This window comes from Rhodococcus sp. WY5 (assembly GCF_018588185.1).
Lineage (GTDB): Bacteria > Actinomycetota > Actinomycetes > Mycobacteriales > Mycobacteriaceae > Rhodococcus_F > Rhodococcus_F qingshengii.
In genome coordinates, this window is record NZ_JAAMPR010000005.1 from 128,570 (window position 1) to 153,298 (window position 24,729).

The following is a 24,729-nucleotide window of genomic DNA, read 5'->3' on the forward strand; positions in this document are numbered from 1 at the left end:
TCGAGACCATATAAGGCAATAACAGCACTAAATCGACCAATTATTTGAGGTGTGATCGAGCCACATTTTCTATCAGCCCTGCGGATTCCCAGCGGCGACGAGGTTGGTCAAGTCAGTCGGCCAGGGGTACTTTCCCGGTGCGTCTGTGACGGATTCGACGATGGCCTTTCCCGAGGCTTCATCGATCTCGACGATGGAGAACACCGACGTACCGGTGGTGTGGATCCGGACATGATCGCCGACCTGCATGTGTGAATCTCTTTCTCGTATTCTGCGTTGTTTCGCAACTCCGCACTATCTCAGGTGTGTACGACACGATCTGGTCACACGGGGGAGAGGGCCGGCCGGCTGGTCGGCCTTCCCTCGCCGCGCCCCCGGCACGGCGAGGGGCAGGGCCATTTCGAGCCACAGAATCCGTCATTTCCGCAGTTCAGGCCGTATAATTCGAGGTGTCCTGTTGAGTGCGCGACTGACCATCGTGCCGATTTTTTTGGAGTGTTCTGATGGCTGATCTGGCTACTGCTGTGACTGTGTTGGATGCGAATGGGCGGGCGGGTGTGCCGTCGTTGTTGATTTCGGGTCCGGGTATGGGCAAGTCGAGTTTGGTTCGTGGGTTGGCTGCGGCGGATGGGGTGTTGTGCAAGACGGTGTTGGGGTCGTTGCGTGAGCCGTCGGATTTCGCGGGGTTGCCGGTGGTGCGGGAGAAGGGTGTGACGTTGGAGGCTCCGGCGTGGGCGAAGGAATTGGTTGCCGGTGGTGGTGGGTATCTGTTTTTGGATGAGTTGACAACGAGTCCGCCTGCTGTGCAGGCGGCGATGTTGGCGGTGGCGTTGGATTTGACTGTCGGTGATGTGCAGTTGCCGAGGGGGACTCGGGTGATTGCGGGGGCGAATCCTCCGGATTGCGCTGCTGGTGGGTACGAGTTGGAAGCGCCGTTGGCGAATCGGTTCTGCCATGTGGAGTTCACGCCGTCTGTCGATGAGTGGTTGGACGGTATGTCGACGGGGTGGGGTGCGCCGCCTGCCTCGCGTGCGGTGGCCACCGATGAGCAACGGGTTGCGTTGGTGCGCAGTTCGATCACCGGCTTTTGCAGCGCAATCCTGATGCGTTGGATGCGTTTCCGTCGTCGGCGGCGAAGACCGGTGGCGCTTGGCCGTCGCGTCGTACGTGGTCGATGTTGGCGGCGGTGTTGCCGCATTTGCGGGAGGACGACAACGCGGCGATCAACACGACGGTGTTCGGGTTGATCGGTGAGGGCGCGGGCGTGGAGTTCTTGGAGTGGCGACGTAGCGCAGATCTGCCCGATCCGGTTGCGGTGGTGGAGAATCCCGATTCGGCATTCGATTGGCAGTCGCGTCCTGATCTGGTGTGGGCGGTGCTGTCCGGTGTCACGGCGTGGGCGGTGGGGCGCGGCACGGTGGAGGCCTGGCGCAGTGCGTGGGGTCCGCTGATCGCGGCTGCGGAGGCGGGCGCACCGGATGTGGCGGGCGCGGCGGCGCGCACGTTGGCGAAGGCGCGACCGGCGAAGGCGACTGTTCCGGCGTCTGCTCGTCGGTTCGCGCCGATGTTGACCGCTGCGGGTCTGATGGAGGCGGCAGCATGAGCGGGGTTCGGGTGCTCGCGCCGGATGAGTTGCGGGCGTTTCGCCTGGCACGGCTGGTTTCTGCCGAGCAGATGCCGTATTTCATGCGGGCGTTGTTCGCGGCGCAGCCTGTTGCTGCACCGGGGTTGGGCACGTTCGCGGTGGATGCGCAGTGGCGGCTTTATCTCGATCCGGCGTTGTTGGTGGGGGCGGGTGCGTGGCCGGTGCCGGTGGCGGGTGCGGTGTTGTTGCACGAGGTCGGGCACTTGCTGCGGGCGCACGGTGTGCGGGGTCGGTCCTTGCCGAAGCCGGTGCAGCACGTGGCGTGGAATTACGCGGCGGACGCGGAAATCAACGACGACTTGCTGGCGGCGGGCGTCGGGTTACCGGACGGGGTGATCACTCCGAAATCGTTCGGGTGCGAGGACGGCGGAATCGCAGAGGACTATTACACGCACCTGATCGATCCGGCTACGGGACAACAGTTTCCAGACGAGAATGATGTGGGATGCGGGTCCGGTGCGGGGTGCGCGCCGGTGCCGGGGGAGTTGGGTGCGGCAGCGGGGGAGGTCGCGGACGGGTTGGACGGCGCGGAAGCGGATCTGGTTCGCCGTCATGTGGCGCGGGCGGTGCAGGCGGCGCAAGGGAAGGGGCGCGGGAGCGCACCGGCAGGGTTGGCGCGCTGGGCGGGTGAGGTTCTCGCGCCGCCGACCGTGCCGTGGGATCGGGTGTTGCGTGCGGTGATCCGGCGAGCGCTGGCGGATCAGTCGGGGAGGACGAACTACAGCTATGCGCGTCCGTCGCGGCGCAGCGTGCCGGGGATCGTGGCCCCGGCGATGCGGGGTCCGTCGATCACGGTGTCGATTGTGATCGACACGTCGGGGTCCATGTCGGCGGCGGATCTGTCGGCGGCGATGGGTGAGGTTGCGGGTGTGCTGCGGGCGGGCGGTGTGGCGCGGGAGCGGGTACGGATTCTCTCGTGCGATGCGAAATCGACGTCTGCGCAGGCAGTGCGGTCGGTGGCCGATGTGGTGTTGGTGGGCGGCGGCGGTACGGATATGCGCGTCGGGATCGACGCGGCGAACGCGGCCCGCCCTGCCCCGCACGTGGTGATCGTGTTGACGGACGGGGATACGCCGTGGCCGGATCGGCCGTCGCGGGCGCATCTGGTGTGCGCGGTGATCGGCAACGACGGCGCACTGGCACGAACCCCGGAATGGGCGTCGAGTGTGCAGATCCCGGTCGGTGCGTTGTGAACTCGGTGAGCGGTGATCTGTTGCGGTACGCGCAGCAGGTGTTGACCGGGACTTCTCACGCGCCGGATCAGGTGGCGAGCGTGGTCGCCGGTACCAGCGAGGATGCGGCGGCGCGGGCCTTGCGTGCGGGGTGGGAGTGTGCCGCGAATCCGGTGGTCCTGGCGTGCGAACAGATGGAGGACGTGTCGTGAGCGTGGAATGGTTCGATCTGGCTCAGCGTCTCTATGCTGCCGACACAGGGCGCCCCGTTGCTCGGCTCGCACACACCACGTTCATCCCGTCAGCGTCGGCGCTGGCGGTGCGTGCGAGCGCACGCGGCGGCAGCGTGAGCGTGTCCGCTGCGGCGTTCGGTGGACGCGCGGAAACCGCGTGCGATGAGGCCGGGTTGGCGTTGCTGGCACGGTTGGGCGGCACGCTGGCGGCGGATGCCCCGGCGATGTTGCTCACCGACGACGGCGGCACGATTCCGGCGCTGGTGGGGTTGGCGCGGGCGCACGCTCACCACAGTGACCCGAACATCTCCGGTAGTGCCGCGATGGTGGGGTGGTGGGCGGATCGGGCGGATCATCCCGGCACGTCGGCGGTGGTGAATCTTCCGGCCGCGTCCAGTGCCCGCTACGTGCTCGGCGTGGTGCCGGAAGCGCAGCGGTCGGCGCGGGTGTGGCGGACGTGGTTGCAGATCGCGGACGAGAGTGTCGCCGGGATGCACGAATGGGCGCGGGCGATCGGCAGTGGCCCGTTGCTGCCGCTGCTCGCTGCGATCGGCGAAGACGACGCGTATTCGTTTTCTCGGGCGCAGTCCGCACTGGTGGACGGCCACGACTGGTCACGTCCCGACAACACGGCCAGCGCCGCGATGGGTCTGCGAAGTCGTTGTGATGCAGCAGATGTGATGTCATCGGGTTTGCTCGATGATCCGATGTGGCGCGAGCGCGCATTGCACACCGGTCACGTCGCGGTGGGTGTGGCATCGATGACGCCGCCACCGAAAGGTTCACGTCGCCGCAACGGGTCGTTGTCGGTGACGTGTGAGCGTCTGGATTCGCGTCTGCGGGTCGGATCTGCTGTCACCGGGTGGGTCGGTACACCGCGACGGCGTCCGTTCGAGCAGTTCAACGTCGAGGTCACTAAGGCCGAGGTTGTCGGCGGGAAGTTGGTGCTCGGACTCGGTTCGGTGGGGATGTATGCGCCGCCGAGTGGGGCGTCGGTGGTGTTGATGCCGCAAGCGGCGTCACCTTTCGCGATGCGCGCTGGGCGGGGCCGGTACTGGCGGCTCTACCGAGGTCGGCGGTCCTGGCTTTCGACGGGGCAGACGCCCGTCCCTTCCCGGCGTGAAGTGCCGTTGGACGTGCTCATCGCGGGCGCAGAGGAATAACGCCGGCACTGGGCACAAAGTATGTAAATAGCCAGTTCAGAGAGCTTTTCCAGGAAAGGATTGATTCGTCATGCGCATTACTGTCCCGTCGGATATCGCTGCCCACTCCGGGCCGGTCCCGTCACCGCCGCGCCCGCCTGCTCCCTCACTGACGGGGTGGCCGGGGTCGGAGATCATGGCCGACCCGATCACAGCGCGTGTGCTGTTCTCGGTGTGGTCGGGTGATCCTGCGGTGGTGGTGCCGTCCCCTCCCGGCGCAGGCAAGACCCGATTGGTTGCATTACTGGCTGCGGCATTGGCGCACCGGGCGGATCTGCGGGTGGGGATCGCGGCGCAGACCCGCGAACAGGCGGTGGAGATTGCACGCCGATTGGGAACACTCACCGACCGCGCCGCATTGATGTGGAAAGCGACGCCGCCGGCACCGGACAGCGGCGACACGCCGGTGGTGTCGGGGCAGAAAGTGCGCTGGCAGGGCGACGTCGGGGGAATTCTGATCGGCACGACGGCGCGATGGTTGTTCTCGGACCCGGACCGAGTCGGCGCGGACGTGTTGATCGTGGACGAGTCGTGGCAATGCACCTACGCCGATCTGGGAGCGCTGGGAGCCATGGCGAAACAGGTGGTGTGCGTGGGCGATCCTGGACAGATCGACCCGGTGGTGACCGGCGATGTATCTCGTTGGGAGGGAGGCGAAACCGCACCCGATCTACCCGCCCCGATTGCACTGTTGGCTGCGCACGGCGATGCGGTGGGGATGGTGCGGTTGGCGCACACCTGGCGACTCGGACCCGACACGACAGCGCTGATTGCGCCAGTGTTCTACCCCGATCTGCCGTTCACCTCGAAGCGGCCCCCGGAACACCTCACAGATTCGAGCGGCGCTGTGTGGCCCGAATTGGTACACCGCCCGATCACAGCCTGCGGAGGCCCGTCTGATCCGGCCCTGGTGACCGCATGCGCTGCGCGGGTGCGGGAACTACTGGCAGCGGATCTGGTCACCGCCACAGGCCAGCGGTCAATGACGGCCGCCGACGTGGCCGTGGTGGTCCCGCACGTGACTCAGGCTGCGGCAATCCGTGCCCTACTGAGCGAGCACCCCGACGTACTGGTCGGCACCGCCAACTCATTGCAAGGCCTCGAGCGTCCTGCCGTCGTGGTGCTGCACCCATTGGCGGGATACCGGACCGCCGAACCCTTCAACCTCGATGCGGGCCGCGCCTGTGTGATGCTCTCGCGTCACCGCGCCCACATGTCCGTCGTCATCGACGACACGAGCGCGAGCGTTCTCGCACACGGTGCGCCGTCGCCCGCGCTCGACACCCAGACCGGCCTGTTGGCCGCGCTGCACAGCACCCCCGCTGTGTAGACCACTCGAAAAAGAAAGGGACACAACAAATGTCCGAAACAACGAAGATCGAATACCGTGCACGCGTTTGGGAAGGAATAGACACATTCGACGCAGTCGCGGCATCGACAGCGGGCGGCAGCATGCGCGATGACTTCCGCTACGAGCAAGACCCAGAGTCGCAGATCCACGACAACGGCGTCCGCGCTGTGCGGGCAGCAGACGGAATGATCGCGTACGCCCGCCGCTGCGGCACCGGCACCGAAGAATTGCCCACCGTGTTCGCGGACTTCCTCTCCGATGCGCACCACCTTGCCGACGCGTTGGGCGTCGATTGGGATGAAGCCACACGCAATGGGGAGGGGCATTACACCGCCGAGTTGTACGGCACCGAGTAATCGGGGCACTGACGGTTGGACAGTCCACGGACGTTCGATCGCCAGGTCCCCGGCACTGTGAGAGTCAGTGGCATTTGGCGTCTTTGGCCTGGTGGATGTCGGGTGTTGTGGATAGTCTGTTGGTGCTTGTCCTATCAGGGCGTGACTGACCATCACGCTGATGTCTATCCCCGGAAGGGGTGTTTTTCGTGACCCGATTTGTCTTGTCTGAGTCCGGTGTGGATGCGGGGGTGGCGTTGGGTGTTCTGCCGGCCCGCGCTGCGGCCTATCTGCTTGCCAGTGGGTGGAGTGCCGATATGGAGGGAGGCGGTGTGACGGTGGGAGCGGCACTCGAGCGCTGCGCTGAGTCCCGATGGCAGTATCTGCTTGTCAAGGAGCTGTATCGGTGGCAGGTGCGCGGTGGTGTCCGCGACGACCTCTTCGAAGACAGCCCAGCGGAAACAAATTCCGAGCGGGCCGCCGTGTTGTCGGCTGTTCGCACGGACTCTGCGGCGCTGGCGGAATTGTTCGGGCCGCAGTGGGCGGAGATGGTTTCGCTGGCTGTGGCCGGAGACTTCAGTGAAGATCGGATGGTCGATTCGCTGGAGGCCGTCGATGCTGGCTGGTGGGCTGGATTCGCGTGGCCGGCGGCGATCGACGCGGCGAGTTCGGTTGCCGTCGAATCTGGACGCCGAAATCAGTTCCTGGCCGCGTTCAATGTGGCGTGCCGATTGGGGCACGGGGTGAGCCGGATTGCGGCTGCCGATGCGTCACGAGGTCTGGTGGTTCGGGATCTGATTGGAGTTCATGGTTTCGATCTCAGCCACTACGACCGATTGACCGGACCGTGGCGCCGGCACATCGGTGCGGTGCACCGGGATGACCGTCAGCCCACCCCCTACCCGAGCAAGTGAATGGGGAACATGATGAAGGCTTATGTCATTCACTCAAATGGGCAGATACAGGCTCTCGACCTGGCAGACGGCGCCACCGAGGCGCTGCACGTGGCGGTCAGCGAAGACATCGACGAGATCCCGTTCACGTCAGATGCGCGATTCCTCGTGGATCCCTGGGCGAAGTTCAAGGCGCTGAATCCGAACACCGTTGCCAACGAGATATATCGAGCATTGGGTCCAGATTTGGTCGAGGGTGACTACATGGCCGGCGCAGTCGCCATCGTCGGCATCAGTGATACCGGATCGTGGACGGATGTACCGAGCTGGGTCGAAATGGTTCTCGCAGTGCCCGACCCGTCACTGGAATAGATGACTGAGCTACAGAGCCGCTACGAGTGGTGAAAGAAGGGCGGGTGTGAATTCCTTTGCCGCGACGTTATTCACAGTGTGGAGACGTGACCAGTGCTCGCTATCGTTCGCACGCCACTTACTCGACTCGCCCCTCACACTTCGTCATGTCACTGAAATAGGAGACCTACCGTGTCCGAAACCACCACCACCGCCATCCTCGATCTGAAGCCGGGCGACATCGTCCGCGAGCGCAACGCGGACTGGGCAGAGCCGTTCTGCAACGGCGAATTCTACGACTACACCGTTGAAGTCGTAGAACGGATCAACGAGACCACCGTGCACGTCGGCATTGCCGGCTACACCGGCACACGGGCGTCGATCTCGTACCGCATCGACAATGTCGTCAGCGTTCTAAAGCCGCACTGACCTGTGCCAGCGTGTCGGTGAGCCTTGCAACAATGCACACAAATCAGGCGGAGTACTCCGCAACCGAAAACTCTATTGGGGAAGACATGACGAACAACAACGACACCCACGAGATGCAACGAGCACCTGCAGTGGACCAGGCGCAGCGGCGGTCGAACGCTTACTTCGGTACTGCGATCGCAGCAGTCGGACTGGCCGCCGCGATGGCGCTTGGATTCAAGACCGGGGACTGGTGGATATCCGCAGCGTTGTTTGCCGCCGTTCTCGTGGCTCTGCGCGTCGAATCGGACTTGCGAAACAGCGCCAGCAACGAAGAATTTCTCGGACGATCGGTGCCCGTCGCAATCGGAATCGCGTTTCTCCTCGGCGCTCTCTACGCCATGCGCAGTGGATGGCTGACCGGCGCATTCTCCGCCGTGTCTGCCGGCGCTCTCTAGCTTCTCCGGCCCCAGCCGATTGCACACTGATGGTGAGCCGTAAGGCCAGGCAGGGGACTATCTGTCAGGCAACAGGATTGATGTGAGGAGACGAGGATGCTGAAACTGGCGAACAGTGGCGGCGCGGGTTCGACCCAGGCGTGGGCACAGCAGATGCTCGAACCGGGCATTGCCTGCATCCTCGACTGCGAAACAACAGATCTGGACGGCGCAATCATCGAACTTGCGATCATCGACGCCGCCACAGGCAACACACTGTTCGACAGCCTGATAGACCCAGGCGGGATCGCTATCGCCCCCGAGGCTGCCCGGGTCCACGGCATCGAAGCCCGCGATCTCCTCGGCGCACCGATGTGGCCGGAAATTTTCCCCGACATCGCAGAGATAACAGCGTCTCGCATCACACTCGCGTACAACGCACCCTTCGACCAAGGCCGTATCATCGCTGAATGCCACAGATACGGCCTCAACCCAGACCACCTGGGTATCGCCGAACAATGGCAGTGTGTGATGGCGCGCCGCTCGCAGACTCTGGGCATCACCGATCACCTCAAACTCGCAGGCGGACACCGTGCCCACTCCGACGTCACAGCGACGCACCAGATTCTGCGCGAGATCGCCCGCCACGGGATTGTGCTAGCCGACCGGACACTTCATCTCACCTAGAACACCTGTCCACAGAGGCACAGCGTCGATCAGGTGACGAGCAATGCGCCCAACTCCAGACAAGGACTTTGCAGCGATGAGCGACATCCTCACTTCCCCGCCAACTCACTCACCCAGCCCCCGCCGCTATCGACAACAACCGCGAGCCATCGCAACCCGGGAGAGGATCCTGCTCGTCTCAGCGGAGATGTTCGATGCGAATGGCTACGCGGGCGCCGGCATCAACGAGATGCTCGACAGCAGCGGACTGTCGAAGGGCGCGTTGTACTTTCATTTCGAATCGAAAGAAGCAATCGCCCAAGCGTTGATTGATCAATGGCGGACCTTCGTCGACGACCTTCGCCACGAGGTGAACTCGACCGAAACTTCCGCCCTCGCACAAATCGTGATGCTCTTCCGTGAGCATGCCGAAGCTGTAAGCGAGGATCTTCGACTCCGAGCAGGACTGAAGCTGAGCGTCGAGCAGGGGATCACCGGATCTGGAGGCGCATATCGGGAATGGGTCGACATGGTTGAGGCGCTGGTCGCTACAGCGATCGACCGGGGGGAGCTGCATGACAACGATGCCGCGCAACGTTTTTCAGAAGCAAGTTGTACGACGTTCCTTGGGACGGTCACCGCTCCCCCGTTGATGAACACGTCACCGAGCATCACTGTTGCGATCGACGACATGCTTACCGGCTGGCTCATCGGGGTCTTGTCTGCAGAAGATCCTCAGCGTGCACTGACCGCCACCAGTTAAGGGGAACTTCGCTCCAAATAATGCTTCTAGCAAGCGATTCCGTGTAGATCATGTGCGATTGCATCCCCCAATACGTGGCGTAGGTCGCCCCATCCGATCGAGATGGTGGTGGGCTCACCGAAGGACGTGGGGGTGACCTGTCGAGCGCTCACAGTGTGGCGGTACAGGGCGCCGGCATCGATGACGTTTCCGTCCAAATCGGTGTAGCTGGACGTACGAATTGTGATGGCGTCCGCGACAAAGTATTTCCCCTGATGTTCAAGAAGCTCTCGCCATCCGCGAGGCGGGGTGTAGATGCGCACTTCCTCGATGCGCATCGCTGGGGCGTCGTCGTGGGAGACAAGGCGCCGGTACGTCGTGTGCGAGGTGATCATGCGATGACCGTAGTGGACTGGCGGCAGAGATTTCTACCCCACTTTCGCGAATGATCATGGGGTGCAGATTATCTGACTCGTAGGTACAGGTATACGGTCGAATGGACTCGACACGAATCGGGGTTCAATTTCGGCTTCCGTGGCATGTGGGGGCGCATCTGCGCAATGGCTAATGCGCGGATAGCGTCGTCCCAAACCGGTTACGTCGAGTGCGTGCTCAAGGAGAAGCGTTCCATCCCAAAGATGTTCGAGGCCATTTCAGTGCAGTCCTTGCAGGTTGCTGAGGCCTAGTCAGTGACCGGGCGAGGCGCGGTCTCGGCACCAGTTTTGATGCGGATTTCGGTTCCCGCAGGCATGGTGATGTGCACAATCCCGTCGTCGTCAACGAATACCGAGATTCCGCGCACTACGGCATGTGATCCGCCGGCATCCTCGTCGACGGTGTTGGTCCCGATGACGAGAGTCGCTGTCGGAACGTAACTTACGGGTCCGTGAGTTTTGCCTACGGGAGAAGGCTGGCCGATTAGATGTGCTAGTTCGGGTGCGGGTTCGAGATCGAAGAACACGCGTGTCCGCTTGTTGCCCCACGTCCCTGGAGGTGCGATCTGGCGGATGTTTTTGACTCGGTAGGCGTATCTGATGCCTTCTCCGGGGATGTCGCCGAGGATGTGGCTGACGTGTGTGGCGCGGTCTTCGTTGATTGCCCACCCGCCTCCGAGTACGTCTTCTACAGATTCGTGATCTACCTCGATTCGATTGAGGCCGTTGGCTTTTGTGATCTTTGCGATCAGGGTTTCAGTCATCATGTGAGTCATCCCTTCGGGGGTCGCGAAAAAAACAGTCTGTGTTCTGTTTGAACAGTATCAAAGAAACGATTGAAATGCGAATAGAACCGATTCAAATATTCCCGTGCGCGGCAACGCTGCTCAAGGGTCAGTCACTGCTCTGCAGGTGCGCTGACGATCTCACGACAGGTTCAGTAATGCGGCGCGGCCAGTGGTTCGACCAACAGATCACGAAATCATAACGATAGGCTCAAGTGCGTATTCCCATCGAGAGTCGACTAAGTTCGCGGCGGGTTTGTGCGGCTGAAGCAGATTCAGTGGTTGTGTGCACCATTTGGCTCTCCGTATGACGCATTCCGGCGATTCGCAGGCCAATACGACGTCGACGAATGCAAGGCCGGTATCTTGCGGTCCAAGCGAAGCCGATGCGTTGTCGGAGGCTCTCGCTCAGGTTCCGGACGATTCCGTCACCGGACGAAGCTGGTCACCAGTTCCAGTCGCCAGTAACTTCGATCCTTGCGCAGATCTCTCGACAATGCTTGTGATGGTGGAGGGTGGTACCGGCAGTTCGCCGGTACAAGCGTTGATGTTCCATCGAGGCGAGTACGTGGGTACCGGGACTTCGAAGTCATACGGCTTCACCGATCTGGATGTTTCTACGTCGACGCCGGATACGGTGGTTTTGACCTACAAGTCAGGACAAACCTGCAATGCCTGCAACGATGGGATCACTACTGCGGTGCGCTTTCAGTGGGATGGCCAGTCGGTGCAGATGCTGGATACCCCGCCCGCTTGATCGTTGTAGACCGTTTCCTGCGCCCTCACATGGAGTTTGAGGATTCACCACCACTTTTGGGAGCGAGCAGTCGCTTCCAGTTCTATGGTGAGTCCTTTGAGTTTGGTCTTGTCGATCTTGAGGTTTGTCGTCCAGTCAAGGTCACTTGCGTGCTCAGCGAAGTCAGTGGTCAGGCGCCATGGTTCGGTTCGGAAGTTGCCGTCCCCGTCGTAGGTGGTGTGGCTCAAAACGGGCAGCCAGCAGTGCGGAGATCCGCGGTGGATCTGTATGAGCGCTTTTCTGTATTCGGTTCGCTCGGCGAGCAGGAGGTAGGCGGATTTGTTGCCGACGATTGGTTCGAAGAGTGGTTGGAGTTTCGAATCGCTGAAGTGGTAGGGGCGGGCCTGGCTTTTGATTCGAGGAAATAGAGTGTTAGTCAGGTCTGGGAAGAGTCGGTACTCGTACAGCACTGCGACAGCCGGCGACTCGGCTACTCGATCTCCAGCGGGGTCGCGGAGTTCCGGGTCGTGGGTGGTGGGTTCGGAGTGGAGTCGGATAAGGAGGTCGTCGCGTTTGGCGAGGACCGCGGCGAAGCTCGCAGCCTGCAATGCGAGCCATGCCGGGAGGTATCCGAGGTACTTCCACGTGTCGGAGATGGCTTTATTGGGATCGTCGGCGCGTGGGGTCTGGCGGCACGCGCGCATAAGTTGCTCCACAACCCAGATCCAGAGGTTGTCGTGCTCGCGCGTGGTGTCGAGTGTGATGCCGTGGGCGAGTAGGTGCATGAGTGTGCTGGTCAGGTCGGTGAGGTGGTCGGCTTCGATTTGGAGTATGTTGACGCCGTCAATTTCGTCGGGTGAGTTACGATCCCGCGACAATGATCGGGAGTCGAGAACTGTTCGAATGCGCTGGATCTCGTCGTCGAACAAGTCTCGGAGGTCGATCCGACGGGCAGGGTCGGGCAGATAGCGTTTGAGCTGTCCGATGGCCAGGTCAAGGGTTAGGGGCGGACTGGTCATTCGGTCGAGGACGTCGAGCCGGTCGGCGAGATGGCCGAAGAAGGTGTCAGCGTCGTCGATGGGTACGACGGTTCCGCGCCGGTGGTCGACGAGCCGGTTTGCGTTGACTCCGAGGGCGCCTCGGTTCGCCCAGTACATCGGGTAGCGGCGGGAAGTGGCTCGTGTGATGGCGTCGACGAGGGCAGCATCCCAGTCCGCTGACCAACCGCAGGTGATCAGCCCGTACTCGTCGAAGACCACGGTGAGTAGGTCGTTGATTTCCTGCTGGTAGGTGGCGAGTTCGTCTCTGGTGTTGAGTTGGTCGGTTTGGCGGTAGTCGCCGTGCACTTTGATGATGGTGCAGTTGTTGTGGCGCAGTGGTTCGGCGCCGGCGATGTCGCGTGACGAGGAGATGACCTGGTAGGGGACGCCTTGAGCGTCTGTCAATGGCCACGAAGTTCTCCCCGTAGGCGGCCAGTAGTTCTCCCCGCTGGTGGCCACGGGTTCTCCCCGGTGGCGGCCAGTTGTTTTTCCCCACCCGCTTTCTGATTTGGGTTAGCTGAAGGGCTTCACCCCCTTGCCGGTGGTGGCTTCGGTGAGGCGGAAGGAGTCGCCGTCGGTGACGACGACGTGCGCATGGTGCAGGAGCCGGTCAACGGTGGCGGTGGCCAATGTTTTGGGCATGATCTCGTCGAAGCCGGAGGGGTGCAGGTTGCTCGAGACGGCAATCGCTCGGCGTTCGTAGGCAGCGTCGACGAGGCGATAGAATCCTTCGGCGGCGTCTTCAGAGACCGGGAGCAGACCGATGTCGTCGACGATGATCAGGTCGGAGCGGATGATCCTCGTCAGGGCTCGGGCGATGGAGTCGTCGGCACGGTGCCGGCGGACCAGGGCACCGAGGTCTTCGATGGTGAACCAAGACACCGCCAGCCCAGCTTCGACTGCGGCCTGCCCGAGTGCCTCGGTGAAGTGAGACTTGCCAGTTCCCGAAGGCCCACAGACGCAGAAACATTCACGCCGCCCGACCCACTCCAGGGTGCGGAGCGCGTCCTGGGTGGCGCGGGGAATCGACGATTTCGTTTCGTCCCAGTCGCCGAAGGTCTTGCCGGTAGGGAAACCCGCGCGTTTGCGGCGAGTGTGCAGGTTCGCCCGGTCCCGGCCGGCGGCTTCCTCAGCGAGGAGAACCCGCACGACTTCGGCGGGGTCCCAGCGTTGGGCTTTCGCGGTCGGGATGATATCGCTCAAGGACCTGCGGATATGGGGCAGTTTCAGGCGTTTAGTCAGGTCGATCGCCTCGGCCAACGGGTCGCCGTTAGCGCTGGTAACAGTGCGCAAAGGGGTGCTCATCAGGCGTCATCGCTTTCATCGTCAGTAGTGGCTGGGCTGGCCGGCGCTGGTGTCTGGCCGAAGGTGGACCAGGCGGCGGTGCCCGGTTGCAGAGTGTGGTTCTCGCTGCGACGGACCGGATCAGCGTGTTCGTGGGTGACTTGGTAGTCGAGGATCGAGATCAGGTCCCGATCGGCGAACCGGCCGGTCATCGCCGCCGTCCCCAACGCTCTGTCGACTGCGTCCGGGGAGTGCAGCTTCGAAAGGTCCACGGCCTCGGCCATCTTCGCCCTGATGCGGCGCGCTCCCGCGGCGGCAGCCTCGACCAGCCAGCTGTTGGCACCCTGGCCCAACTGTAGGAAGGCGAGCTCGGCGGCGGTACGAGGCTTGGGCACCCGGTCGGCGGCGTCGCGGTCTGGGCGGGGTGGGTAGTGGTCGTTGTCGAGGACCGGTGAACCGGGTTGGCCGCGGCGGTGCCGCGCGACTTCGACTGCACCGCCATCATTGTCGACGGCGGTCACGATCAGCTCCTCACCATGGAAGCGGGCCCAGACCCGAGTGTCGATCAACGTGTGCGGCACCGAATACCGCACCCCTTCCACCGAGATCGTCGACTCCCAGTTCACCCGCCGGGTAGTGCCGAACACCGCGGTGAACGGAGATTTCGGCAGCGGATGCAGCCGCTGCAACTCTTCGGCCAGCCGCTCGACCGGCCGCCGCCGAGTAGAGCTGTGGACGCGGGTGTTGACGTCGGTGCAGAACTGCCGGCAAGCCGACTCGAGCTCACCGAAAGAGTGATACTGCTCGCGCAGGTTCACCTCCTTCGGCAACAGGTCGGCTTTGGCGATCCGCACCGTCGCCTCACTTCCTCCCTTCGACTCCGGATCAGCAGGTAAACACGTCCGCAGCGTCGTGCCGTAATGCCGTGCCACCTCCACGATCTCCGGATTGCGGACCGCGATCCCGGCCACGTGATCGATCGTCGCGGTCTTCTCGTTGTCGGTGAGGACATAGACCGGAACCCCGCCCAAGCGGCGGAATGTCGCATCCAAACACGCCGCCACCGTCGGCAATGTCTTGTCCCAGATCGGGATCACCACCCGAAATCGCGACCACGCCAACCATGCGCAGAACAACGTCGTCTTCCGGCCGGAAATCGTTGGCCCGTCACCGAAGTCGTACTGTAACCACAGCCCAGGTTCGGTTACCCACGGCCGATACACTCGCCGCCGACCAGCCCGAAACTGGGCCTTCGCCTCCGCGACCGTCCGGCGCGTGGTCCGCTCACCGCCGGTGAACCCCAGCGCGACGATCCGTTCGTGGATGACATCCGCGCGGACCTTGCCCTGCGAGCGGACCACCAACTCCTCGATCTTCGGCAGAAAGTCGTCGATCGCCCGCGCTCGATGCCGCCGGCGGTCCGGCGGCTGCCCCGCAGCGCGCATCTGCACATACCGGGCCACCGTGTGGTGATCACACCCAGCCAGCTCCGCCGCCGCCCGATAACTACCCGTGAGGTCGTACGCCTCCAAAATTTCCATGATCTCCCTGCTCGATTTCATCCACCCAGCGTTGCCGGGACCGAATCTGACTCACAGCAGGTGGGGAACTATCTGGCCGTACGCGGGGAGAAACCATGGCCACAAAATGCGCCATAAATGGCCGCCAGTGGGGAGCTTACGATGGCCGTCGACAAGCGTCTAAGGCCTTTTCGAGGAGGTCATCGAAATTCGTTGTCACGATAACCTTGATACTGCCGCGTTTGACCAGTCGTGCGATAGCTCGGTGCGCTTCGGCTGGTGTTTTCGTGCCGGCTTCGAGTTCCTCGTCGGTGGGTACGAAGAAAGGCTCGAGGAAGCGTCGTCGTTCGGTGGGCGTGAGTGTGCACGCTTCGAGAACGGCGTCGTAACCGAGTTCTTTGCTGGGAAATGTTTCTGCCCACCACTTTTCCGCGTCGAATTCGGTGCCGAGGGCTGTGTCCGGATCAGCGACACTTGCCATCCTGCGGACGAGCTCTTGAATGACACCCCAACCGGTGGGAACGCCGGCACCGAAGGAAATGCCTGAGCCGGCGATCAATGCGTAAATCCCGGGGTTCGCGTGCACTGATAGTGCCAGCATGGCCGATGAGTCGTAGGGTGCGGGAGGCCTAGCCGGCGTAGCAGTCATGCACTAGAGAGTAGGTCCTGGGAGGGATTCCACATCGAAACGGAGCTTGATTCGTATGACAGTCTCACTGGTTTTGATGCAGCATGTCGAGAAGAAGGTCGTTGGGGCCGCGGTAGTGCAGCTTTATCGAGGTGTCATGTGCGTTCCGGCGGGCGTACAAGGCGCCCTTCCGGTCGGGATTGATTTCGACGCGGGCTTCGCCTAGGTAGGTGAATCCTGTCGACCACAGTTCGACGACACCTGGGCTGAGGTCTGTGACCCGCAACGGTGCCTCAGGATCGGGTATCTCTTCATCCCATTGGACATCCTCGACCTCGTACGTTCGAAACTCCCAGGGGAACGCACGTGATGTACGTGTGTGAGTTACGAATTGCAGCCAAGCTCTGCGGGATTCGGTTGTCGGCCAATCTGGATCTGTCATCAGGGAGTGAGGTAGGTCTTGGATCCAGCTTCGCATTCCGGTGCTCGAATTGAAGGTTGACTCGACGCTTTCGACGGCTTTGATTGCAGCGGATCGGTAATCGAATCCCGACCTGATGATTATTGCAGCCTGAGGGTTGAGTGTCCCGGTCTCAACGGCGGCCGTAGCTGTGCCGGCGAGCAGTGCTGTGAAGGGATTGAACTGCGCTTTCTCGTAGACTCTTGCGGCCTCCATCCCCCATACCAGGCGATAGGCGAGGTCCGATTCGATGAACCGAACTATGTCGTCTCGATTGCCGCTCAGTTCCTCCAAGGGACGACCGCTCAACCAGTGAGTAAGGACTGACCGCCACTTGACAGATGTTTCGGGTGCGAGTTCTTTGGTCTCCGGTGTGAATGTGTCGACGGTGAACAGCAATTCGGCGATGCGAGTGAGCAGATCGACTGCAACGCTGGACTCGTCCGCTGCGATAGCGGCTTCGGCATCAATGATCATGGCGACGACGTCGGGTGCAACCGCAGCCAGCGCGGATCCGGCGCGTTCCCCCACGCCAGCTAGGTACCAGCCGCGACGTTGACTTGGAGTGGAATTGTTCCAGATGTATTGCGCGCGACTGGTGACGACAGCACGTAGTGCCAAGACCAAGTTAGCTTGCTCGTAGCGCGCAAGCTGTCGTTCCCACAGAGACTTGCGCAGCATGTCGAGGAGTAGTTGAGTGACTTGGTCCGGGTCGGCTTCATCATCTCCGATGATGCTGAGAATGCTGGTATCTAGCAGCAACAGATTGGTCTGCCAAGCGTTTCTCGCGTTCAGCGCTGTTTTGGCGGGCTCGCCTTCCCTTTCTGGGAACGCCCAGTCCGGCCCGCCCGTTACGTAGTCGAGGAAACTTTCTACGCGGCCAGAGCCGAACGCGATGGTCACGCGATTAATCAGTTCCATACCCACCGATATCAGGCCGGATCGCAAATCCTTGCCCTCTTCGCCTGTCGTTAGTCGCTTCCAATCGTCAAGGCCTCGTTTGTCTTTCCGTGTGTCTCCCGAGGGAAATTGGGGGTAGAGCACCAAGCCCTCTGTATCGACGAATGCGCGGCCGGCGCGGCCGATAACATTGGAAAATTGCGCTCCGGTGAGGAGGTCTCGGCCGCTACGAAGTCCGTGGAAGAGCACGACAGAGGCGGACAGATTCAGACCTTGTGCAAGTGTCGGGGACGCCACGGTGACTTTGATGAACCCGTCGTGTAGGAGGCGTTCGACTTCCTTTCTGAAGGGGCCTGGCAGTGTCCCGTGGTGAATTGCTACACCCAGTTCTAGGCATTTGAGGATGGGGTGGTCCGCTCCGAACCATTCAGTGCCCACTGCGCGGGCGTCGGTGAGATCGGCGCCGGCGGAGAGGATTGTGTCTATGAATCCCTGCTGGTGGAGTCCGACGATGTCTTTGGCGTACGGAGTCACTCCTCGGCGTTGAGGGCAGAAAATGAGAACTGACTGACCTTCCTCGACGAGCCGCCAGGCAGTTGAGATGACCAGTTCGCGAGGGTTGGTAGGGAACTGGTTTTTGCGTTTTCCGATTTTTGGACGTTGTGCTTCGACGTACCGTGGGATGAAAGCGGATTGCCCACCGCTCAGGGTCATCTCGAGTCTGGCGTGATCACTTCGCCATTGGACGACGCCGAATTTCTGTTGTGTAGGTCGCCATTTTTCCTTGTGTAGGCCGGTTGGATCGTCGTCGGTCATCCATGCGACGAAGTCCTGGAGATCGTCTCCCGAGGGAAAGACTGCGGAGAGACACACGATCCTTCTGTTGTCGGCGTCGTCGCGGCGTAGTAGGCGCTGCACTTGCGCTTCATAGCGAACTTCGCGTTCGTTGGGGCCGATCATGTGCCCCTCGTCAAGGATCACGACGCCGACGTCGTTAAGGACTGAGGGATCTGAGCGCAACGCGAAGTCGAGTTTTTCGGGGGTGGCGACGACAATATCGCTCATTCGAAGTGCGTCTTCGTCGAGGTTGCTCGTTCCCATGCTTCCGTACAGCGACGAGACTTGAACCCCCAATGGAGTGAAGGTTCGTTCCAAGATGCGTTCGGTCTGAGCGGACAAGGCTCGGAGGGGAGTGATGTAAACGGCCCTTCGACCTTGAGCGAGGCACGCGAGAATGCTTAATTCAGCAATTCGAGTCTTGCCGGCACTCGTAGGTAGAGCGACAACGAGATCGTTGGTGCCAGAGAATATTTGATCGAGGACGTGTAGCTGGGATGGCCACAGGTCGATTTCTGAGCGCTTACGCGCAAACAGCGTCGCCACAAGCGTCTCGCGGAGCTGTTCCCAATCTCGTTGATCCGCTTTGATATCAGCGGTTGCTGCCGGAGGACGGGTGATGGGAATGTTCTTCCTGATGCTGTTTTCTTGAAGATCACCAATCAATCGGCGCGTGAGTCTGTACACCCACCAGGGCCCGGGGGCGTTGATGTCGCTTGCGGCCTGCTCCCCGTTCTCTAGGTCCCTTATCGCTGCTCGAAGCAGTGGACCCTGGCCGTGAGCGATTGCAAAGATCGCGCTGGAGACAGCGGACATGTAATGCTCGCTCAGTAGGGCAACGATCGGTCCCACTTCGGATACTGCGTTCTCGATCTTTGCACCCACCGGCTGGGTCGGATCTGCCGAGAGTGCGTTTGTGTCGGCGGGGTTCCCTTGGAGTGCTTGAAGTAGCGCCTCATCGGTGAAACTTGTAGATGTCTTCAGCAGTCGGGTTCGCTCTTCGATCTGCATGGGGTTCCGCAAGATCAGATCGGCGAGGGTGGCTTCCATCGGCGTCATACGTCCGGACCGGATGCTGGCGTCGACGAGTGAGAACGCGCGAGCCGCGAAGCCGCCGAGATGACTTGCAGCTCCTGCCATCAATCGGTGGAATGCGAGGTCCTCGGAGGGCGCTGCGTTGCGGGTGGCGGCCTCGAGTGCGTGCGATGCCTGATTGAATCCATCCTGTACCAGTTGTCGCCGCGCTTGCTGGTCTTCAATCTCGTCTAAGGGCGAGTCAAGCAAGCCCAGGCTGGTGTTGATGATGGCATAGCTGTTGTTGAGAAGGTCGTTGTCGAGGTAGCGGCTGAAGCGCGGTGCATCCGCAGGTAGGACACCGCCCCTGCGGATGCTGGACTGAGCCTGTCCCTGAGCGAGTATGTTCTGCTGATATTCGAGGGCGCTTCGCAGGCTCGCGACGAGTTCTTGGATCTCACGGGCCATAGTTGGGCGCCATCTCGTAGGTGGAGTTGATGAATCTCTTGTGGTCGCCGACCTGGAGTGTGACCGTCAGTTGTTCTATCGGGCCGGTGTAGGTGTTGAGGTCTTCGGATATGTACTTGATCGGGTCGTTCGTCGTGAACAGGAACATCAAGTGCCGCACTATGCCAGGGCGTACTGCGCCAGTTGCCAGCAGACGGAAGATTGCTATTCCCAGAGCCTCGTCGGGCGTACTGACAAGGCGTTCCGCGAACTGTGCCAGGGAATGTCCCGAGGGTAGCCCTTGCTCGCGGTCGAGTCCTTCGCGTGCCTCGACGACGACGTCGTTGTATGCCTTGCCCCGGCTCTTTGCCTCGCCCTTTGCGAGCTGAACCTGCGAGGACGCGTCGAACTTTGCTCCAACCACGTCGTCGCCGCGCATTGCCCATTCTTGGTGATCGCGGTGCATGAGTCTGCTGGGGCCGACGGTGTAGCCGCACTCTTCTTCAAGGTACGACGTTGCGAGAATCTCGCCAATGTCTCCTGAACGTGACGTCAGTTTGTTCGGGAACTTGTTGCGCAGGTATTCGGCAAATTGTGGTTTGTTGCTGTTGGCAGCGATCATCGCCAAAGCCTCTGTCTTCACGTACTTTTCAGACAAGGTACTAGCAACTGCTTCGATTCCGGCGTCGTCATCATTTGATACCAGGAATCCAGCTACGTGCCCATTTATCGGCACGACCTTTGCCGGATCGCACCACGTGTCGAATTGGGTCATTTGTGGATCCGTTGTGAGGTCTCTACCGGGGCGCGCGTGCTTACGGTGGTTTCGGCAGTGATGCGGCTTCTTGAGTAAGTACTAGGAGCGCGATGGGGTGCCGGCATTTGCTTCGCTCCTGAAGTGGTCGATGAAACTTGTTGGGTGGTTTGTAGGTGACATTAACCGACCATCTGTTTCGTAGTTGACATCTAATGTTCTTCGATCGAAACGGTTGGGCCGATGAGCTAAACCCCGTGCCCCCGGCACGGGGAGGGTCAGGGGCGTTTGGCGGTTGTGCTTGCAATCTCGGTATGATTCAAAGATGGTGTGCACCGGGCGAATTGAGCACACACCGCATTGTTTCGGCCCGCCCCTTGAGGTATTGTTGTGGAGTCCTGTTAGTGGTGGCGCCTGACCAGCCCGCCGATTCGATCACCTGGAAAGGGTGGTTTTCTGATGACTGTTCTCGATGTGAGTGCGGATTTTGCTGTCACGGCTCCTGTGCGCGATGGAGTGGAGGTGCTTGAGGTGATGCCCGCCGCGTTGGTGTCCGGTTTTCCCTCCGAGGGTGTGTGGTCCGAGGTAGTTGAAGAGAGCGGCGATGTGGTGGCTGCAGGGTGGTTTTCTATTGACGCGGATGTTTCTACGCCGGAGTCGGGCAGGGTGGTGTTGGTTTCTCCGCAGTTGGCTGTGCCAGGCCCGAAGTTGCTGTCGGCGTGGGCAGGTTCCGTGCGGCCTTCAGAGGTCCGTGCCGCAGCTGTAGCGCCTGGGTGTGCGCCTGTGTGGTTCGGGCAGTACGTATCCCCTGTGCATGAAGCTCAGCGTGTTGTGGTGCAGTTGGAAGCCGAGCGTGAGAAGTGCGCCATTCTGGAGCGCGCGCAGGGTGAGTCCGTGCGTAAGCATCAGGAATGGATCGAGAACTTGAATGATCTGGCGATCGAATGGGCCGATGACAACAGTTTGTGCGAGCAATTCGATCGGTTCATGGAAGAGAACGGGTTGCGAGGGCGTGAGCGTGACCAGGAGGTAGAGGTGACCGTGACTGCAACGATGACAGCGACGGTGCGCGGTGTTTCGCAGCGCGATGCTGAGGAGCGAATTGATTCCGACGATATTCGTGAGCACATCAGCGGCCATCTCTCGTATCTGGATTTCGACTACGCGTTGGCCGACTAGCCAGGGGAGAGGTGAGGCAGGGGAGCGCGCAGCGCCCGGCCTCACCTCGATCTTTGGTGAGCGGAAGAGGGAGCGCGCAGCGCGAGTGTGTTTCTGTTGGTCTTTGGCGTGAGTTTCGTTGGTACGTAGGCACTTCAGGACCCAGCGCAGCGGAGGCCGTGTCAGTCATAGGTTGGCTTGGCGGTGCCTGGTCTGAGTGGCAGATCCACGATAGTGACGTCCGCGCTGTGCGGGCAGCGGACGGAATGATCGCGTATGCCCGCCGCTGCGGTACTGGCACCGAAGGATTGCCCACGGTGTTTGCGGACTTGCGCTCCGATGCACATCACTTGGCCGACGCGTTGGGCGTCGATTTTCGGTGATGCCACACGCAATGGGGAGGGGCATTTTCGCCGCCGAGTTGTACAGCACCGGGTAATTGGGGCACTGACGGCCCGGCAGTCCCCGGACGTTCGGCCGGCAGTCCCCGGCACCGGGAGTGTCAGGGGCGGTGGTTGCAAGGGGATGAATGGATGTGGGACCAGTACCGGTTTGCATCCCAATTCGGTATCATGGTGGTTATGAGTACGCAGATCGCGGTACGGCTGCCCGAGGACATCGTGGCGTTTCTCGACAGTGAGGTCAGTGGCGGGCGCGCGAAAAGCCGTGCCCAAGTCGTGCTTCGAGCGTTGGAGCGTGAGCAACGTCGGCAGCTGGCGGTCCGTGACGTGGAGATCTTGTCTGACGGCGCAGGTGGCGATGTGAATATCGCTGCCGCGCACGGGAAGAAGAACTGAGTGCGCCCGATCCATGACGCGCACCTCGGAGATCTTTGTCCGGTCTTGGTTCTGACGAGAGAGTTGGTCCGGCCTCATCTGGGAACGGTCACTGTTGCGCCCATTCGTTCGGTGCGGCGGGGGTTGTCGACGGAGCTGAGTCTAGGTGACGTCAACGGCGTCGAGGACGGATCGGTTGTCGACTGCGACGGGGTTACGACCATCCCCGTGTCCGCTCTCGGGGCGAACAGAGGATTTCTTCTGCCTGAGCAGGAAGTGTTGTTGAGCAGGGCGTTGCGATCTGCATTCGATCTCGAGTCATGAGGGCATCAGCAGCGATGATGGGGCAGCGATGGCGGTGAAGAAGTGGGAGCAGATTCCCCTGTTCGATCTCGATCCTCCTCCGGTGCCCGAAGTTCAGGGGGATGGTCCTGATCTCGATTCTGAACCGGCCCTTTTCGAGCTCGACGACGCCGCAACGCCGGAATCCGATGCTGACGTGATGGATGCCCACGCGCCGATCGCGGAGGATGGTGTCGACGCGGAACCAGAAGGCGAATCGGAAACTGGCGAAAGCGTCGACGCAGATCGTCAAGGTGCCGGCTCGACGTCGCCCGTGTCATCGGTCGCAGATACTGAGACCGTTGTGCCCCAAGACGACCCCACTGCTGACGTGGAACCGGGACCCACCCCGGCGTCCGAACGGGGCGCAACCGAACCGGCCGCGCTACCTCCCGCCAGCGAGTCAGCAGACGGCCACGCCGTCATTGTCACAGCAGCCGGCACCTACACACCATCCGGCCACACGCTCACCGGCCCAGTAGATTCCATCGAAAAACTCGACAAACTCATCAGATGGGCAACTCTCACCCCGCTGGGCGCACCGGCACAGATCTGGATCGTCGGAATCGAAGCATGCGAAATGCTCGGATGGATCATCGACCCAGGCAGCGAAGACGACGTCGATGACATGGAAATCCTCCGCACACGCGCGGCCGAAGAACTCACCGCGATCCTCCACGCCACGCTGACCCCGATGCTGACCGCAGGATGGGAACTCCGCGGAGAACCCGGCCACGTCGTTCACCTCTCCCGCACCACCGGGAACTTCACATCCATGGTCGACATTTTCATCGAACCCTACGTGTGGACCTACTGGAACAAAGACTTCGGATGGGGCAATCGCGTGGGAGACATGGGGATCCTCGGATCACCCACCGCCGGAACCTACCTCCCCGACGACGACCTCCCCGCTGCACAGGAACTGGGACGCCGACTCGCCTGGTGCGCACAACACCTCGGCGTACTACCCGGCCCCACCCCAGCACGCACCGGCGCCGCCATCGTCGACAAGATCAAACGCGACCGCACCCGAAGCGGTAAAGGAATCGTCGTCACCGTCGGTGGACCCGTACCACCACTGGACGGCGAACCCCGCGGAGATCTCGAACCTGCAGTCGGATGGACCCGCATCCCGGGCAGCGAAGAACTCTCCGACGCAACACAACTGGTATCGATAGACCAACGAGCGGCATACCTCGCCTCCGCTGGCATGCTCGAACTCGGCTACGGAAAACCTCGACATCTTCGCGGCGAGAACGCGCTCGACGCTGCGCGGCAATCGAAAACCCCGTTCGGGCTGTGGCATGTAACCCTCCCACCCGGTGACATACTGGCGCTCCCACCCACTCTGCCGTTACCTCACCCACACATGCTCGCCGACCAACCGGTGCAAACCTGGATCACCACCGTCAGCCTCGACGCACTACAAACCTCCATCGCAGATGGCGGAATCGGCGCAGAACTCGCCGACCCTCGACATCACCGAAGCATGGGTCTACCCCGAACAAGGTCGGGCCCTCGACAAGTGGGCGAAAATCTTGAGAGAAGCCCGCAAAGTTGCCGTCGACACCGGCGACACAGCAATGAAACGGTTCATCGGCTCCTGCTACAAAGGCTACATCGGCCGAATGGTCAACCCCGACATGTGGACCGCCAAACAAATGCAACACCACCACCAACCGCTCTGGCGAGCAGCGATCATCGCGCACTGCCGCTGGCGAGGTCGCCGCGTCGCGATGCGCATCGCGCGCGAAACCGGCCGATGGCCACTGCGCACGGTCACCGACTCCTGGGTCTACCCCCTGCCCCCGGGCACCGACATCGCAGACCGACAGTGACGCACTAGGGAAAATGACTCTGGAAAAGCGTGCCCCGCTCACCGAGGACATCACTGTCATGCTGACCGACGCCCGCGACACCCACGAGATCAACCTCGCACTCAAAGCTGCGTTCACCGACGAAGATGAAGGAAACATATAGTGGCCCTGCATCTTCCGAAACCGCGATCAACCAAACCCGCACAGAAAACCGTCGGTTTGGACGGCCTCAACGTGTCCGTCTCGACAGCAGCAACCAGCGGGATCGAAAAATCGAAATCAGTCAAAAGCGGGGGATTGGCCGGACTCACCAGCAAAGTCTCCGTACGCCAGATCCGTACCGACATCGGCAAAGAGGCCTA

General features: G+C 61.6%; 24 protein-coding genes and 3 pseudogenes. 18 read left to right on the forward strand and 9 right to left on the reverse strand.

The genetic code is table 11. The features are described from left to right. Positions 1-72: 72 nt before the first annotated feature. Entirely contained in the window at positions 73-249 is a 177-nt protein-coding gene (locus G4D79_RS33490; protein WP_214514979.1) for a hypothetical protein, read from the reverse strand. A 254-nt stretch (positions 250-503) separates the two neighbouring features. On the opposite strand from G4D79_RS33490, the pseudogene G4D79_RS33495 reads away from it, so the two are divergent. From G4D79_RS33495 to G4D79_RS33550, 12 genes and pseudogenes are all read left to right on the forward strand, one after another. Then, a pseudogene (locus tag G4D79_RS33495) lies at positions 504-1,603 on the forward strand (ATP-binding protein). After that, complete coding sequence (locus G4D79_RS33500) at positions 1,600-2,838, forward strand: VWA-like domain-containing protein (RefSeq protein ID WP_214514980.1); 1,239 nt, start codon at positions 1,600-1,602, stop codon at positions 2,836-2,838. The pseudogene G4D79_RS33495 and the gene G4D79_RS33500 overlap by 4 nt, the downstream one beginning before the upstream one ends. Continuing rightward, positions 2,835-3,029, forward strand: coding sequence for a hypothetical protein (locus tag G4D79_RS33505; protein WP_308252632.1), 195 nt, complete (start codon positions 2,835-2,837; stop codon positions 3,027-3,029). Before G4D79_RS33500 ends, G4D79_RS33505 begins: the two co-directional genes overlap by 4 nt. After that, positions 3,026-4,213: a hypothetical protein gene (locus G4D79_RS33510; RefSeq protein WP_214514982.1), complete on the forward strand. Its 1,188-nt coding sequence runs from the start codon at positions 3,026-3,028 to the stop codon at positions 4,211-4,213. Before G4D79_RS33505 ends, G4D79_RS33510 begins: the two co-directional genes overlap by 4 nt. A gap of 70 nt (positions 4,214-4,283) precedes the next feature. Continuing rightward, positions 4,284-5,582, forward strand: a complete 1,299-nt coding sequence (locus tag G4D79_RS33515; protein ID WP_214514983.1) for an AAA family ATPase — start codon at positions 4,284-4,286, stop codon at positions 5,580-5,582. A 29-nt stretch (positions 5,583-5,611) separates the two neighbouring features. Next, on the forward strand, positions 5,612-5,959 hold the full coding sequence (locus tag G4D79_RS33520; protein ID WP_209923559.1) for a hypothetical protein: 348 nt from the start codon (positions 5,612-5,614) through the stop codon (positions 5,957-5,959). A 188-nt stretch (positions 5,960-6,147) separates the two neighbouring features. Then, positions 6,148-6,852, forward strand: coding sequence for a hypothetical protein (locus tag G4D79_RS33525; RefSeq protein ID WP_214514984.1), 705 nt, complete (start codon positions 6,148-6,150; stop codon positions 6,850-6,852). 9 nt (positions 6,853-6,861) lie between these two features. Beyond that, positions 6,862-7,203 carry a hypothetical protein gene (locus G4D79_RS33530; protein WP_214514985.1) on the forward strand — a complete coding sequence of 114 codons (342 nt, stop codon included), beginning with the start codon at positions 6,862-6,864 and terminating at the stop codon, positions 7,201-7,203. A gap of 171 nt (positions 7,204-7,374) precedes the next feature. After that, positions 7,375-7,611 (forward strand): hypothetical protein, encoded by a 237-nt coding sequence (locus tag G4D79_RS33535; RefSeq protein ID WP_225989386.1) that lies wholly within the window; start codon positions 7,375-7,377, stop codon positions 7,609-7,611. An 86-nt stretch (positions 7,612-7,697) separates the two neighbouring features. Beyond that, the gene (locus G4D79_RS33540) at positions 7,698-8,048 is read left to right on the forward strand and encodes a hypothetical protein (RefSeq protein ID WP_214514986.1); all 351 of its coding nucleotides are present in this window, start codon (positions 7,698-7,700) and stop codon (positions 8,046-8,048) included. 96 nt (positions 8,049-8,144) lie between these two features. Beyond that, positions 8,145-8,714, forward strand: coding sequence for a 3'-5' exonuclease (locus tag G4D79_RS33545; RefSeq protein WP_214514987.1), 570 nt, complete (start codon positions 8,145-8,147; stop codon positions 8,712-8,714). A 43-nt stretch (positions 8,715-8,757) separates the two neighbouring features. Beyond that, on the forward strand, positions 8,758-9,456 hold the full coding sequence (locus G4D79_RS33550) for a TetR/AcrR family transcriptional regulator (RefSeq protein ID WP_214514988.1): 699 nt from the start codon (positions 8,758-8,760) through the stop codon (positions 9,454-9,456). A 26-nt stretch (positions 9,457-9,482) separates the two neighbouring features. Here G4D79_RS33550 and G4D79_RS33555 read toward each other — a convergent pair whose 3' ends face one another. Further along, positions 9,483-9,830, reverse strand: a complete 348-nt coding sequence (locus G4D79_RS33555; protein ID WP_214514989.1) for a hypothetical protein — start codon at positions 9,828-9,830, stop codon at positions 9,483-9,485. 287 nt (positions 9,831-10,117) lie between these two features. Continuing rightward, on the reverse strand, positions 10,118-10,636 hold the full coding sequence (locus G4D79_RS33560; protein WP_214514990.1) for a hypothetical protein: 519 nt from the start codon (positions 10,634-10,636) through the stop codon (positions 10,118-10,120). 325 nt (positions 10,637-10,961) lie between these two features. On the opposite strand from G4D79_RS33560, the gene G4D79_RS35155 reads away from it, so the two are divergent. After that, positions 10,962-11,411 carry an LppP/LprE family lipoprotein gene (locus G4D79_RS35155; RefSeq protein ID WP_284731229.1) on the forward strand — a complete coding sequence of 150 codons (450 nt, stop codon included), beginning with the start codon at positions 10,962-10,964 and terminating at the stop codon, positions 11,409-11,411. Positions 11,412-11,455: 44 nt separating this feature from the next. Here the strand turns inward: G4D79_RS35155 and G4D79_RS33570 are convergent, their stop codons facing one another. The 6 genes from G4D79_RS33570 to G4D79_RS33595 all read right to left on the reverse strand — a co-directional run bounded on the left by G4D79_RS33570 (position 11,456) and on the right by G4D79_RS33595 (position 20,295). Next, positions 11,456-12,889 (reverse strand): hypothetical protein, encoded by a 1,434-nt coding sequence (locus tag G4D79_RS33570; RefSeq protein ID WP_214514992.1) that lies wholly within the window; start codon positions 12,887-12,889, stop codon positions 11,456-11,458. A gap of 54 nt (positions 12,890-12,943) precedes the next feature. After that, on the reverse strand, positions 12,944-13,735 hold the full coding sequence (gene istB, locus G4D79_RS33575; protein ID WP_003944771.1) for an IS21-like element IS1415 family helper ATPase IstB: 792 nt from the start codon (positions 13,733-13,735) through the stop codon (positions 12,944-12,946). Next, positions 13,735-15,276 carry an IS21-like element IS1415 family transposase gene (gene istA / locus G4D79_RS33580; protein WP_030538069.1) on the reverse strand — a complete coding sequence of 514 codons (1,542 nt, stop codon included), beginning with the start codon at positions 15,274-15,276 and terminating at the stop codon, positions 13,735-13,737. Before istA ends, istB begins: the two co-directional genes overlap by 1 nt. Positions 15,277-15,391: 115 nt before the next feature. After that, positions 15,392-15,883: a hypothetical protein gene (locus G4D79_RS33585; protein ID WP_214514887.1), complete on the reverse strand. Its 492-nt coding sequence runs from the start codon at positions 15,881-15,883 to the stop codon at positions 15,392-15,394. A gap of 64 nt (positions 15,884-15,947) precedes the next feature. Further along, a complete protein-coding gene (locus G4D79_RS33590) occupies positions 15,948-19,541 on the reverse strand; it encodes a DEAD/DEAH box helicase (RefSeq protein ID WP_214514886.1) in 3,594 nt (1,197 codons plus the stop codon). Then, positions 19,531-20,295: a Hachiman antiphage defense system protein HamA gene (locus G4D79_RS33595; RefSeq protein ID WP_214514885.1), complete on the reverse strand. Its 765-nt coding sequence runs from the start codon at positions 20,293-20,295 to the stop codon at positions 19,531-19,533. Before G4D79_RS33595 ends, G4D79_RS33590 begins: the two co-directional genes overlap by 11 nt. 438 nt (positions 20,296-20,733) lie before the next feature. Here G4D79_RS33595 and G4D79_RS33600 point away from each other — a divergent pair, with 438 nt between their 5' ends. The 5 genes and pseudogenes from G4D79_RS33600 to G4D79_RS33620 form a co-directional block, all read left to right on the forward strand. Then, on the forward strand, positions 20,734-21,453 hold the full coding sequence (locus G4D79_RS33600; protein WP_214514884.1) for a hypothetical protein: 720 nt from the start codon (positions 20,734-20,736) through the stop codon (positions 21,451-21,453). Positions 21,454-22,013: 560 nt separating this feature from the next. Next, positions 22,014-22,229 carry a hypothetical protein gene (locus G4D79_RS33605; RefSeq protein WP_047270442.1) on the forward strand — a complete coding sequence of 72 codons (216 nt, stop codon included), beginning with the start codon at positions 22,014-22,016 and terminating at the stop codon, positions 22,227-22,229. After that, on the forward strand, positions 22,230-22,532 hold the full coding sequence (locus tag G4D79_RS33610) for a type II toxin-antitoxin system PemK/MazF family toxin (RefSeq protein ID WP_214514883.1): 303 nt from the start codon (positions 22,230-22,232) through the stop codon (positions 22,530-22,532). 28 nt (positions 22,533-22,560) lie between these two features. Further along, a pseudogene (locus G4D79_RS33615) lies at positions 22,561-24,530 on the forward strand (hypothetical protein). Beyond that, a pseudogene (locus tag G4D79_RS33620) lies at positions 24,530-24,729 on the forward strand (hypothetical protein); the annotation flags it as partial. The pseudogenes G4D79_RS33615 and G4D79_RS33620, both read left to right, overlap by 1 nt.